The sequence below is a fragment of the Amycolatopsis sp. FDAARGOS 1241 genome (assembly GCF_016889705.1).
GTDB lineage: Bacteria > Actinomycetota > Actinomycetes > Mycobacteriales > Pseudonocardiaceae > Amycolatopsis.
In genome coordinates, this window is record NZ_CP069526.1 from 2,958,211 (window position 1) to 2,971,220 (window position 13,010).

Genomic DNA, 13,010 nt, shown 5'->3' on the forward strand with positions numbered 1-13,010 from the left:
ACGGTAGCCGGGGCTGCGCGGTCTGTCCCACCCCGACACGTGGGCTCGGCGTGCCCAGCCGGGCGACTCCGGGCAACGGGACCCACGGACGAACCTCGGCGTGATCCAGGCGCAGGACCACCACGGGTTCCACTACCTCGACGGTTCGTGGTGGACGCTGCCGGTCCAGTTGTTCGTGCTCGGCGCCGGCGCGGGGGTGTGCCCGCGGCGTCGGCGCACCGATTCGAGTGATGATCTGGCTCGTCCGGGTGTTGATGGTCGTCGTGTTGATGGTCGTCCCCGCCGTGGCCCAGTTCGGACTCTTCGACCAGAGCCGCACGCCGATCCGGGTCGGCGGCGTCTTCTTCGGGCTCGGGCTGCAGCGCACGCACCTGTTCGCGATGGGCATCGCGCTGCGGCTGTGGCTTCGCCGGAGTCGCCGGAGTCGGCGGAGTCGCCGACGTCTCACCTCGTGGCACGCCGTAGTGCTCGTCGCGGCCTGTATCGTGGTAGCGGACCTGCACGTCTTCCCCTTCCACCGGGCGATGGCCCACGACCCCGCGCGCCGGCCGTCCACGATCGGCTTCGCCGTGTTGCTGCTGGTGATCCGCCTCGCGGCGCGCGTTCCGACCGGCGGTTGCCGGGCCTCGCGCGGGTCGCCCCGGCGATCACCCGGCTCGCGGGGATCTCGTATGGTCTCTACCTGGTGCACCGGGAACTGGGCTACGTCCTGGCGCGCGCCTTGCTGGACCTCGGTGTCCCGGCCCGGCTGGGCGATCACCGCGAGGGTGGAACGGCCGCTGCACCGGCGCCTGACCGCTGCGGTGGGGCGCCGGGCGGCGAAAGCCGGCCCGGAAGCGGACCGGGACCCGGAAAAGCCCAGGTCGAAAGCATGGAGCCCGTTTCTGTCGGTGGCCCGTCCTAGCATGGACGCGGCCGCCCGTGCAGGGACTTTCCACCGGGCCGGCCTCCGAGCCGACATTGATGTGAAGGGACGTGGGCGTGGCTGATCGCCTCGTTGTTCGCGGTGCCCGCGAGCACAACCTCCGCGGTGTGGATCTCGACCTGCCCCGCGACAGCCTGATCGTGTTCACGGGCCTGTCCGGATCGGGCAAGTCGAGCCTCGCCTTCGACACCATCTTCGCCGAGGGCCAGCGCCGCTACGTCGAGTCGCTGTCGGCCTACGCGCGGCAGTTCCTGGGACAGATGGACAAGCCCGACGTCGACTTCATCGAGGGCCTCTCGCCCGCGGTGTCGATCGACCAGAAGTCGACCTCGCGCAACCCGCGCTCGACGGTGGGCACGATCACCGAGGTCTACGACTACCTGCGGCTGCTCTACGCCCGTGCGGGCAAGGCGCACTGCCCGAAGTGCGGTGAGCTGATCAGCAAGCAGACGCCGCAGCAGATCGTCGACCAGGTGCTCGACATGGAGGAGGGCACGCGTTTCCAGGTGCTCGCGCCGGTCGTGCGCGGGCGCAAGGGCGAGTACCTCGACCTGTTCCAGAACCTGCAGCAGCAGGGTTACGCGCGCGTGGTCGTCGACGGCAAGGTGCATCCGCTCACCGACCCGCCGAAGCTGAAGAAGCAGGAGAAGCACCAGATCGGCGTGGTCATCGACCGCCTGACGGTGAAGACGAGCTCGCGCCAGCGGCTCACCGACTCGGTCGAGACGGCGCTGCGGCTGGCCGACGGCCTCGTCGAGCTCGAGTTCGTCGACCTGCCCGAGCACGACCCGCACCGCGTGCGCGGCTTCTCCGAGAACCTCGCCTGCCCCAACGGGCACCCGCTGGCGATCGAGGACCTCGAACCGCGGTCGTTCTCGTTCAACTCGCCCTACGGCGCGTGCCCCGAGTGCACCGGCATCGGCATCCGCAAGGAGGTCGACCCGGAGCTCGTGGTGCCCGACGACGAGCTGTCCCTGGGCGAGGGCGCCATCGCGCCGTGGGCGGGCGGGCAGAGCGCCGACTACTTCATCCGGCTGCTCGAATCGCTGTCGGAGGCCATCGGCTTCCGCATGGACACGCCGTGGCGGCAGCTGCCGGCGAAGGTGCAGAAGGCGGTGCTGCACGGCGTCGACGAACAGGTCCACGTGCGCTACCGCAACCGCTACGGCCGGCAGCGCTCGTACTACGCCAACTTCGAGGGCGTGATCCCGTTCCTCGAGCGGCGCCAGGAGCAGACGGAGTCCGAGTACATGCGCGAGCGGTACGAGGGCTACATGCGGGAGGTGCCGTGCCCGACGTGCCAGGGCACCCGGCTCAAGCCCGAGATCCTCGCGGTCACGCTGGAGCACGCGACCCAGGGCGAGCGGTCGATCGCCGAGGTGTGCGCGCTGTCGATCGACGAGGCGTCGAAGTTCCTCGACGAACTGGTGCTCGGGCCGCGCGAGGCGATGATCGCCGGCGCGGTGCTCAAGGAGATCCAGGCGCGGCTGCGGTTCCTGCTCGACGTCGGCCTCACCTACCTGTCGCTCGACCGCGCGTCGGGCACCCTGTCCGGTGGCGAGGCGCAGCGCATCCGGCTCGCCACGCAGATCGGTTCGGGCCTGGTCGGTGTGCTGTACGTGCTCGACGAGCCGTCGATCGGCCTGCACCAGCGCGACAACCACCGCCTGATCGAGACCCTCACCCGGCTGCGCGACCTCGGCAACACGCTGATCGTCGTGGAGCACGACGAGGACACGATCCGGGCGAGCGACTGGGTCGTCGACATCGGCCCGGGTGCCGGCGAGCACGGCGGCCACATCGTCCACAGTGGACCGTACAAGAAGATGCTCAAGAGCAAGGAGTCGCTCACCGGGGCCTACCTGTCGGGCCGCCGCTCGATCGACGTGCCGGCGATCCGGCGCCCGGTCGACAAGAAGCGGCAGCTGACGGTCGTGGGCGCGCGCGAGCACAACCTGCGCGGGATCGACGTGTCGTTCCCGCTGGGCTGCCTCGTGTCCGTCACGGGCGTGTCCGGTTCGGGCAAGTCCACGCTGGTCAACGACATCCTCGCCCAGGTGCTGGCCAACAAGCTCAACGGTGCGCGCCAGGTACCGGGCCGGCACACGCGCGTCAACGGGCTGGCCGGCGTCGACAAGCTGGTGCGCGTCGACCAGTCGCCGATCGGCCGCACGCCGCGGTCGAACCCGGCGACCTACACGGGCGTGTGGGACCACATCCGGAAGCTGTTCGCCGCGACCACCGAGGCGAAGGTGCGCGGTTATCAGCAGGGCCGGTTCTCGTTCAACGTCAAGGGCGGCCGCTGCGAGGCGTGCGCCGGCGACGGCACGATCAAGATCGAGATGAACTTCCTGCCCGACGTCTACGTCCCGTGCGAGGTCTGCAAGGGCGCCCGCTACAACCGCGAGACCCTCGAGGTCCACTACAAGGGCAAGACGGTCGCCGACGTCCTCGACATGCCGATCGAGGAGGCCGCGGAGTTCTTCGAGCCGATCAAGGCGATCCACCGCCACCTGGCCACGCTCGTCGACGTCGGCCTCGGCTACGTGCGGCTCGGCCAGCCCGCGCCCACGCTGTCCGGCGGTGAGGCCCAGCGCGTGAAGCTCGCCAGCGAGCTGCAGAAGCGCTCGACCGGCAAGACCGTCTACATCCTCGACGAGCCGACCACGGGCCTGCACTTCGAGGACATCAGCAAGCTGATCGGCGTGATCAACGGCCTGGTCGACAAGGGCAACACGGTGATCGTCATCGAGCACAACCTCGACGTCATCAAGACCTCCGACTGGATCATCGACATGGGCCCGGAGGGTGGCTCGGGCGGCGGCGTCGTCGTGGCCGAAGGCACGCCTGAGCACGTCGCTTCGGTGGAGGAGAGCTACACCGGCGAGTTCCTCCGCCACGTCCTCAACCCGGCCTGACCCCAACACCTGACCGCACGGCGCGGCGGCCCCGGCTCGAGCCGAGCAGGGGCCGCCGCGCCGTCTCAGTCCTTGCCGGTTGTGCGGTGCACGACCGGGGACGCCGGGCCGTAGTAGAGCGCGCGGACGCGGAACGAACTGCCCTGCTCGCCGGGCAGCAGTGAGAGCGCGCAGGTCGTCACGTCGGGATCGGTGACTTCGACGGGCACGAAGTCCGCGGCGCCGGGTTTGCGCAGCTCCACGAGGAAGCCGGTTTCGTCCGTCGAGCGGTCGGTCCAGGTGAACTGCACGGCCGCGTCCTCCGCGCTGACAGCCTTCACCGCGGCCGGGGCGGCGGTGTCGCCCGAGGTGTGCACCGAAGCCGCCGCGCCGGGCGGAGCAGGCGAGGCCGGCGCGCCGGCACTCACCACCACGGACACGGGGCCGAAGAACTCCCGCACGCGGTAGTAGAACGGCGTCTGCGGGATCAGGTCCGGGTGCCGGTAGGTGGTCTGCGCGGGCGGCAGGTACCGCAGCGCGGTCCACGGGCCCTCGGTGGCGTTGGCGTACTCCAGCAGGTGCCCGCCCGCGCCGGGACCGGTGGCGGGCCAGCGCAGGTCGATGTCGGTGGGTGTGGTGAGCGTCGCGGTCAAGTCCGGTGAGCCGGGTGCCGGAGCGGCCGGGGCGGCGGCACAGCCGGCGGCGCACAGAGCAGCAGCGAGGGCGGCGCAGAGGGCAGCGGGCCTGGCGGGCTCGAGGCGGGTTTTGACGGGCACGGCGAGGCCTTCCGGGACGGTCCAGGCGGCGGCGGTGCCGCGTCAGCTTAGGAACCGCGCGAGGTGATCGACAAGAGATCTCCCGGTCACCGGGACCACCCATCCGGGCTTGCGCCGGCGACGAATTCCGGGCGGAACTTTCTGAATTCACGGTGAACCACCGTCGCCCGGCATCCGTGTCAGAGGTGTCGGGACCTCTCACCACGACGGACTCTCCAGGAAGGGGGCGATCTCCCGGTGGATGCGACGGCGGTGCTGGGCGTACGGCGACGACCGGCCTTCGAGCTGTGTCGTGCAGTACTGTCCACGCCGACCCAGAACACCGTCGGGAGGTCGAGGGTGGCGATCGGACGCGGGCAGCCGAAGAAGGCCGCTGCCGAGCGGCTCGTGGAGCAGCTCTACGCGGAGCACGGCCGGAGCCTCATGGCGTACGCGACGCGCCTGACGGGCGATCGCGCTGCCGCCGAGGACGTGGTGCAGGAGACGCTCGTGCGGGCGTGGAAGCACGCCGGGGACCTGACCGAAGACCGCAAGGGCTCGGTCCGCGGCTGGTTGCTCACCGTCGTGCGCAACCTGGTCACGGACCGGGCGCGCGCCCGCTCGTCGCGGCCCACCGAGGTCGCCGAAGGGCCGGAAACCCTGGCGGCGCCAGTGGAACGCGACCACGCCCAGGAGGTGGTCGACTCGATGACCGTGCTGGGCGCCCTCGAAGGGCTGTCGCAAGAGCATCGCGACGTGCTCGTGGAGATCTACTATCGAGGGAGATCGGTGGCGGAAGCGGCGGAGTTGCTGGGGGTCGCACCCGGCACCGTGAAATCCCGGTCGTACTACGCGCTGCGCGCCCTGCGCGCGGCGATGGTGAGCGGAACGGAGGCGGTGAGATGAGCGCGGTCGAGCAGGAGCACGCGCAGCTCGGTGCCTACGTCCTCGGCGCGCTGGAGCCGGCGGAGGCGGCGGAGTTCGAACGCCACCTGGTCACGTGCGCGCAGTGCCGGTTCGAGCTCAAGGACTTCAGCGCCTTGCGGGAGGCGCTCGACGAGGTGCCGCCCGAGGCGTTCCTCGACGGCCCGCCCGAGGGCGGTGACCTGCTGCTGCAGCGCACCCTGCGGCGGATCCGGACCGAGCAGGAGCAGGCCGCCCCGGTCCAAGCACCACGACGCACCGGGCAGCGCCGGGGCCTCGTGCTCGTCGCCGCGGCGGTCGTCGCCGTGGTCGCGCTCGGCGGCGGGGTCGTCATCGGCCGCCAGACCGCGCCCGAAACGAGCACCCAGCAGGTCGCCGTGCCCGGCACTCGCGACGTGTCGGCCACCAACGCGGCGACGGGCGCCAGCCTCACCGCGTCGGTGGTCCCCGCGCCGGGCTGGGTCAGGGTGCACGTGTCGGTGAAGGGCATCCCCGCCGGTGAGCGGTGCAAGCTCGTGGTCACCGCCAAGGACGGCGCGCAGTGGGACGCCGGCAGCTGGCTCGTGTCGGAGAAGTGGAGCACCCAGGGCTTCGGCCTCGACGGTTCGGCCGTCGTCGCGCCGGCGGACGTCGCCTCGGTCGGCATCGTCACGCTCGACGGCCGCGACCTGGTGTCGGCGAAGGTGTAGGCGTGGCGGGCGCCGAATACCGGTTCCGGAGCACGTGGTGGCTCCCCGCCGCGCCCGCACCGCGCGTCTTCGACGCCGTCGTGGACCTCGAGGCGTATCCGCGGTGGTGGTCCGACGTACGCTCGGTCCGCCGGGTCGACGACGACACCGCCGAGGTCGTCTGCCAGTCGAACCTGCCCTACCGCATCGCGATCGCGATGCACCGCGAGGAGCAGGATCTCGATTCGGGGCACCTGCGGGTCGGGCTCAGCGGCGACCTCGAAGGGTTCCTCGCCGGCGCGCTGCACGTCGTCGGCCCGGGCACCCGGCTGGAGATCACGCAGCACGTGCGGGCCCGCAAACCGCTGCTGCGCCGCCTCGACGTGGTGGCCCGGCCGTTCTTCCGCGCGAACCACGCGTGGATGATGCGCCGCGGCCACCGCGGTCTGATCACCTACCTCGCCTGATCCGCCACGCACAGCTCCGGCGCCGCGGCGGGGCGCGGCGGGCGCGACAGCACCAGCGCCGCGACCACGGCGGCGAGGAGCACGAAGCCCGCGCTCAGCCCGTACGCGAGCCGGTAGCCCGAAGCCAGCGCTTCGCGAGCCGTCGTCCCTTCGGCGACCAGGCCCGCCGTTCGCGTCGCGGCGGCGGTGGCCAGCACGGCCGTGCCGATCGCCGCGCCGACCTGCTGCGTGGTCGTGATCAGGCCGGACGCGACCCCGGAGTCGGCGGGGTCCGCGCCCGACATCGCGAGCCCCATCACCGCCGGGATCGCGGCTCCGGCGCCGGAACCCATGAGAACCAGGGCCGGAAGCGCGTGGACGAAGTAGCTGCCCTGCGCGGGCACGGCCGTGAGCAAGCCGAAGGCGGCCACGACCACCGCGAGCCCGGCGACGAGCACCACGCTCGCAGAGAACCGGACGCTCAACTTCGCCGAGAGCCCCAGCGAGAACACCGCGATCATCACCGGCGCGGGCAGGAACGCGAGTCCGGTGCCGAGCGCCCCGAGCCCCAGCACCCGTTGCAGGTACAGGGCCGTCACGAACTGGAAACCCATCATCCCGGCGACCATGAGCACCATCGTGAGGTTCGCGCCGCTGATCGCGGGGATCCGGAAGAGCCGCAGCGGCAGCAACGGCGTGCGTGCCGCACCACGAACGCGGCCGGCAGCAGCACCCCACCCGCGAGCGGCAGCAGTTCGCCGGTCTGCACGATCCCGTACACGAGCAGCATCACGCCGGCAGTCACGAGCACCGCGCCCAGCGCGTCGAGTCCGCTGCGCAAGCCGCGGCCGCGGTCCGCGTCGACGACCAGCGGTCCCAGCACGAGCGCGGCGACCCCGATCGGCAGGTTGACGTAGAAGGTCCAGTGCCAGTCGAGCGCCTGCGTGAGCACTCCGCCCGCGATGAGCCCGATCGACGCGCCCGACGCCTGCGTGAAGCTGAAGACGCCGATCGCGCGGGCCTGCGCGCGTGGCTCCGGGTACATCGTCACGATCATGCCGAGCACCACGGCCGACGCGAGCGCGCCGCCGATGCCCTGCACGAACCGCGCCACCACGAGCACTCCCGCGTCGGCCGAGAGCCCGGCGGCCAGCGACGACGCGGTGAAGACCACCAGCCCGACGAGGAACACCCGCCGCCGGCCGACGAGGTCGCCGAGCCGGCCGGGCAACAGGAGCAGCCCGCCGAACGCGACCAGGTAAGCGTTGACCACCCACGCCAGGCCGGCGGACGGGAAGCCCAGCTCGGCCTGGATCGAGGGCAGGGCCACCGCGACGACGGTCCCGTCGAGCACCACCATGAGCGAGGCCGCGCACAGCACCACGAGTGCGACGGCGCGGCGACGGACTTCCGGCATTTCGGTCCCTCCAGAACGGCTCCGCAAAGAGAACCCCCTGGTCGTCTCCAGGGCATCTCTTTGTTACCGGGACCATCGTGTGTGCCCATGCGAGGGCGCGGAAGGAGGCACTTTCATGTCCCAGGGGAACACCGCTGTGACCGACCAGGTCAGCACGATCGACCCGGCGAATCGAGGTGTGCACGGTGCTCGAGGTGCTCAACCGGGTCAGCGGCAAGTGGGCGATCGGCATCCTGCTGGAGGCCTCGCGCGGCCCGGTGCGCTTCACGGAACTGGAACGCTCCGTGGCCGGGATCAGCCGCCGGATGCTCACGCTGACCCTGCGCAACCTCGAACGCGACGGGCTGCTGGAGCGCACCGTCTACCCGACGGTGCCGCCGCGCGTCGAGTACCAGGCGACGCCGATGGCGCGCGAGCTGTACGAGACGTTGTCCGGGCTCGTCGGCTGGGCGGAGCGCCATCGCGAGGAGATCGCCGTCGCGCGCGAGGTCTACGACAACCGGTAGACAGCCGTGTGCCGTGGTCGTGAACACGGGGACGCTCACGACCACGGCACACGGGGAGTTCGCACCCTGGCGGGGGAGTGGGCCAGAGGGCGGGAGCCCTCGGGTGCGAACGGGCTTCTAACCGCCCGTGGTGACGGGCACGGGCGCCGAGCGCTCCTCGGCGGGCGGTTCAGGGGTTTTGGTCTCGTCGAGCAGCGTGGCTTCGTCGAACGGTGCCGATCCCGCGAACACCTGGCGGGACTTGTCGCGGTCGAACTCCTTCATCCACGATCCGATGAGGACGGTCGCCACGGCGTTGCCGGCGAAGTTCGTCAGCGCGCGGGCCTCGGACATGAACCGGTCGATGCCGAGGATGAACCCGACCCCGTCGACCAGCTCCGGCCGGTGCGACTGCAGCCCGCTGGCCAGCGTCGCGATGCCGGCGCCGCTCACGCCCGCCGCGCCCTTCGACGCGATGATCATGAACAGCAGCAACGTGATCTGCTCGCCCAGCGCGAGCGGCTCGTCCTGCGCCGTGGCGATGAACAGCGTCGCCATGGTCAGGTAGATCGCGGTGCCGTCGAGGTTGAACGAGTAGCCGGTGGGCACGGTGATGCCGACGACGGGCTTGCTGACGCCCAAGTGCTCCATCTTCGCGATCAGCCGCGGCAGCGCCGACTCCGACGAAGACGTCGAGAGGATCAGCAGGAACTCGCGGCCCAGGTACTTGAGCAGGCTGAAGATGTTCACGCGCGCGCCGAGCCACAGCACCGTGCCCAGGATGCCGAACACGAACACCAGGCACGTGACGTAGAAGCCGAGCATGATCACCAGCAGGCTGCGCAGCGCGCCCCAGCCGGTGGCGCCGACCACGGCCGCGATCGCGCCGAACGCGCCGACCGGGGCGGCCCACATGATCATCGACAGGATCCGGAACACCAGGCGCTGCACGTGTTCGATGCCGCGCAGGATCGGCTCGCCGCGCTTGCCCAGCTTCTGCAGCGCGAACCCGGTGAGCAGCGCGATCAGCAGCGTCTGCAGGACCTGGCCCTCGGTGAACGCCGAGACGAACGAGGTCGGGATGATGCCGAGCACGAAGTCGACGCCGCCTTCGGCGCCCTTGGCCTGGTCGTGGACCTTCGACACGTCGGCGGGGTTGAGGTGCAGCCCGGTGCCGGGGTGCAGGATGTTGCCGACGACGAGACCGATGGCGAGCGCGAACGTCGACATCACGATGAAGTAGACCAGCGCCGTCACACCGACCTTGCCGACCTTCGCAGCCTTTGCGACCGAGCCGATGCCCAGCACGATGGTGCAGAAGATGATCGGCGAGATCATCATCTTGATCAGGTTGACGAACCCGGTGCCCAGCGGTGCGAGCTGCTTGCCGAACGACGGCCAGATCAGGCCGACCAGCACGCCGAGCACCACGGCGACGATCACGGTGAGGTACAGGTAACGCGTCCGGTCGCGCTTGGGCGCGGCCGCGTCGGGGGTCGGTGTCGGCACCGTTGCCTCCAGCTCGGGGTGGGCGGAACGCCGGTCACTATGCGGGGCGCGTATGACCAGCGTCACCGTTGTGTTCATTGAGTTCGCGTGCGTTGTCCGGTCCGGTTCGGACGGTGGTACGCGGGGGCCGTGGCGCCTCCGGTGTGTTGCCCGGCGGGCCGGTGTGCTGGTATGGGCACGTGCCTGCCCCGTCGCGGATCCGCTCGAGCCGCTGGAGCCTTGCCCGCCAGCTGCTGGTGCTCCAGCTGGCGGTGCTGCTCGTGCTCGTCGCGGGCGGGCTCACGATCGCCTACCTCGACGCCCGCCGCACGGTGACCGACCGGGCGCGCGAGCAGTCGCTGGCGGTCGCGCACGCGATCGCCGACGCGCCGGGCGTGGCCCGCGCGGTGTCCACACCGGACCCGTCGGCGACGCTGGAGCCGTACGCGCTGCAGGTTCAGGCCGACGCCGACGTCGACTTCGTGACGATCATGACCCCGCGAGGGATCCGGTACACGCACCCGAACCCGGCGCTGATCGGGCAACCGTTCCTCGGCCACATCGAGGCTGCCCAGCGCGGCGGGCTGGTCACCGAGACCTACACGGGCTCGCTCGGGCCCTCGGTCCGCGCGGTCGTGCCGGTCTTCGACGCGAACCAGCGCGTGGTGGCACTCGTGGCGGTCGGCATCACGATCGCCGCGATCTCGGCCGAGTTGCAGGACCGTGTGTGGCCGCTCGCCGGCGTCGCCGGGGCGGTGCTGCTCGTCGGTGCGTGCGGCGGGTGGCTCGTGAGCGCACGGCTCAAACGGCAGACGCGGGGGATCGCGCCGGGGGAGCTGAGCAACCTGTTCGAGTACCACGAGGCCGTGCTGCACTCCGTGCGCGAAGGCGTGCTGCTGGTCGGGCGCGACGGCCGCGTCGGGCTGTGCAACGACGGCGCCCGCGCGCTGCTGGGCCTCAGGAGTGACCCGGCCGGCCGGCCGCTCGCCGAACTCGGCTTGCCGGAAGAGCTCGTGGCCGCCTTCGTCTCGGCCGAGACGCGCACCGAGGAGCTGCACCTCACCGACGCGCGTGTGCTGGTGGTCAGCACCACCGTCGTGCGCTCGGGCGGGCGGGCGCAGGGCACCGTCGTGATCCTGCGCGACCACACGGAACTCCAGGCGCTCACGGGTGAGCTCACCACGGCCCGCAGCCTCGCGGAGGCGCTGCGATCGCAGGCGCACGAAGCCGCGAACCGGCTCCACACCGTCGTTTCGCTCGTGGAGCTCGGCCGCCCGGAGGACGCCGTCGAGTTCGCGACGGCCGAGCTCGCGCTGGCGCAGGAGCTCACCGACCGGGTGATGAGCGCGGTGTCCGAGCCGGTGCTCGCCGCGCTGCTGCTGGGCAAGGCCGCGGAGGCGAACGAACGTGGGGTCGAGTTCACGATCACGCCCGACACGGTGATCGAAGACCTCGGCGTGGCCCTCGCCGGGCGCGACCTCGTCACGATCCTGGGCAACCTCATCGACAACGGCATCGACGCGGCCGTGCGCGGCGCGAGCGGGCGGCCCGGGGTGGTCGTCACGGCGTTCACCGACGAAGCCGGGCTGCTGCTGCGGGTCGCCGACAACGGGCCCGGGGTACCGGAGGAGGCTGTGGAGGACATGTTCCGCCGCGGCTGGTCGACGAAGGCGGCCGAGGGCCACGGCCTCGGCCTCGCACTGGTGGTCCAGGCGGTGCGGCGCTACAGCGGCAGCGTCGAGGTCCGCCGGGACGCCGGCGCGGTGTTCACGGTCCGGTTGCCGAGGCAGGAGGTGCTGCGGTGATCCGCGTGCTCGTGGTGGAGGACGAGCCGGTGGCCGCCGAGGCCCACCGGCTCTACGTCGAGCGGCTGCCCGGCTTCACCGTCGCCGGCGTGGTCCACTCCGGTGGTGACGCGCTGCGCTTCTGCGAGCGCGAAGCCGTCGACCTCGTGCTGCTCGACTTCTACCTGCCCGACACCCACGGCCTCGCCGTTTGCCGCTCGCTGCGCGCGGCCGGGCTGCCGATCGACGTGATCGCCGTGACGTCGGCGCGCGACCTCGCGCTGGTCAAGGCGGCGGTGTCGGTGGGGGTGGTGCAGTACCTGCTGAAACCGTTCACGTTCGCGTCGCTGCGGGAGAAGCTGGCGAGCTACGCGGAGTTCCACCGGGCGTCCGGTGAGGTCACCGGCCAGGCCGAGATCGACCGCGCGCTCGCCACCCTGCGCACCAGCGAGCACACCGCGCTGCCGAAGGGGATGAGCGGCGAGACGCTCGAAGCGATCACCACGGCGCTGGCCGGCGCCGACGAAGGTCTCTCGGCCGCCGCGGCCGCCAGTGCGATCGGCGCGTCGCGCGTCACCGCCCGCCGGTACCTGGAGTACCTGGCCGACAACGGCCTGGTCCACCGCGAACCCCGTTACGGCCAGGTCGGCAGGCCCGAGGTCTGGTACCGCTATGGCCCCGTATAACGCCCTATACCGCTCGGGTCGGGCCCGCGCCCGGCACGGTACGGTCACCGCGAACCGACGCTGAGGAGACCCCCGGGTGCCTGCCGACCCACGTCCACGGCTGCGGCTGTGGCACCTCACCGAATCCCGCTTCTCGCCACGCTCCCCGGACTTCACCACCCGCACGACCGCGTTCACCGTGCGCCGCCCCCTCGACGGCGACGCGCGCGACACCGTCACGTGCCCCTGGTGCGGCACCGAACTCCGGCTGCGCGTCTCGTCGCCGGAACGCTTCCGCCGCTCGCTGCGACAGTGGGCGCTCGGGTGCGCGGCCGCGCTGCTGACGGTCGCCGCCGGCGCCGTGGTCGTCGTCGCGACGCCGCTCCCGGTGGCGGGCGTGGTGCTGCTGGTGGGCGGGTTCCTGGCCGTGGTCATCACGGCCGCGGGCTGGTGGTGGGGCACCGGCGTGCGCCCGGACGGCTCGCCGGAGCCGCACCACATCCGGCCCGACCGGTCTCGCCGCTGAGCTTCCGGCACCCGCCGCGGGGTGTGCGGA

Annotated in this window: 12 protein-coding genes and 1 pseudogene; 9 read left to right on the plus strand and 4 right to left on the minus strand. The window is 71.5% G+C overall.

Annotated features, from left to right (window positions below; all coding sequences use genetic code 11):
• Positions 1-230: 230 nt before the first annotated feature.
• On the plus strand, positions 231-989 hold the full coding sequence (locus I6J71_RS14625; protein WP_204095215.1) for a hypothetical protein: 759 nt from the start codon (positions 231-233) through the stop codon (positions 987-989).
• Entirely contained in the window at positions 982-3,843 is a 2,862-nt protein-coding gene (gene uvrA / locus I6J71_RS14630; RefSeq protein ID WP_204095216.1) for an excinuclease ABC subunit UvrA, read from the plus strand. The genes I6J71_RS14625 and uvrA overlap by 8 nt, the downstream gene beginning before the upstream one ends.
• 65 nt (positions 3,844-3,908) lie before the next feature.
• Here uvrA and I6J71_RS14635 read toward each other — a convergent pair whose 3' ends face one another.
• A complete protein-coding gene (locus tag I6J71_RS14635) occupies positions 3,909-4,598 on the minus strand; it encodes a fibronectin type III domain-containing protein (RefSeq protein ID WP_370542135.1) in 690 nt (229 codons plus the stop codon).
• Positions 4,599-4,937: 339 nt separating this feature from the next.
• Between I6J71_RS14635 and I6J71_RS14640 the strand changes: the two genes are divergently transcribed.
• Genes I6J71_RS14640 through I6J71_RS14650 form a run of 3 tightly spaced genes read left to right on the plus strand, consistent with a single transcriptional unit; the run spans position 4,938 to position 6,636 of the window.
• Positions 4,938-5,483 (plus strand): sigma-70 family RNA polymerase sigma factor, encoded by a 546-nt coding sequence (locus I6J71_RS14640; protein ID WP_204095217.1) that lies wholly within the window; start codon positions 4,938-4,940, stop codon positions 5,481-5,483.
• Positions 5,480-6,190, plus strand: a complete 711-nt coding sequence (locus I6J71_RS14645) for a zf-HC2 domain-containing protein (protein WP_204095218.1) — start codon at positions 5,480-5,482, stop codon at positions 6,188-6,190. Before I6J71_RS14640 ends, I6J71_RS14645 begins: the two co-directional genes overlap by 4 nt.
• Before the next feature lie 2 nt (positions 6,191-6,192).
• The gene (locus I6J71_RS14650) at positions 6,193-6,636 is read left to right on the plus strand and encodes an SRPBCC family protein (protein WP_204095219.1); all 444 of its coding nucleotides are present in this window, start codon (positions 6,193-6,195) and stop codon (positions 6,634-6,636) included.
• Here the strand turns inward: I6J71_RS14650 and I6J71_RS50690 are convergent.
• The gene (locus I6J71_RS50690) at positions 6,624-7,307 is read right to left on the minus strand and encodes an MFS transporter (RefSeq protein WP_370542136.1); all 684 of its coding nucleotides are present in this window, start codon (positions 7,305-7,307) and stop codon (positions 6,624-6,626) included. The genes I6J71_RS14650 and I6J71_RS50690 overlap by 13 nt on opposite strands.
• Positions 7,229-8,032, minus strand: coding sequence for an MFS transporter (locus I6J71_RS50695; protein WP_370542137.1), 804 nt, complete (start codon positions 8,030-8,032; stop codon positions 7,229-7,231). The genes I6J71_RS50690 and I6J71_RS50695 overlap by 79 nt, the downstream gene beginning before the upstream one ends.
• 115 nt (positions 8,033-8,147) lie before the next feature.
• Between I6J71_RS50695 and I6J71_RS14660 the strand changes: the two are divergent.
• Positions 8,148-8,538, plus strand: a pseudogene (locus tag I6J71_RS14660) (winged helix-turn-helix transcriptional regulator).
• Positions 8,539-8,655: 117 nt separating this feature from the next.
• Here the strand turns inward: I6J71_RS14660 and I6J71_RS14665 are convergent.
• Entirely contained in the window at positions 8,656-10,026 is a 1,371-nt protein-coding gene (locus I6J71_RS14665; RefSeq protein ID WP_204095220.1) for a cation:dicarboxylate symporter family transporter, read from the minus strand.
• A gap of 179 nt (positions 10,027-10,205) precedes the next feature.
• On the opposite strand from I6J71_RS14665, the gene I6J71_RS14670 reads away from it, so the two are divergent.
• The 3 genes from I6J71_RS14670 (at position 10,206) to I6J71_RS14680 (ending at position 12,980) form a co-directional block, all read left to right on the plus strand.
• Positions 10,206-11,810: a sensor histidine kinase gene (locus I6J71_RS14670; RefSeq protein WP_204095221.1), complete on the plus strand. Its 1,605-nt coding sequence runs from the start codon at positions 10,206-10,208 to the stop codon at positions 11,808-11,810.
• On the plus strand, positions 11,807-12,475 hold the full coding sequence (locus tag I6J71_RS14675; RefSeq protein ID WP_204095222.1) for a response regulator: 669 nt from the start codon (positions 11,807-11,809) through the stop codon (positions 12,473-12,475). Before I6J71_RS14670 ends, I6J71_RS14675 begins: the two co-directional genes overlap by 4 nt.
• Positions 12,476-12,551: 76 nt before the next feature.
• Entirely contained in the window at positions 12,552-12,980 is a 429-nt protein-coding gene (locus tag I6J71_RS14680; RefSeq protein WP_204095223.1) for a hypothetical protein, read from the plus strand.
• The last annotated feature ends 30 nt before the right edge of the window (positions 12,981-13,010 follow it).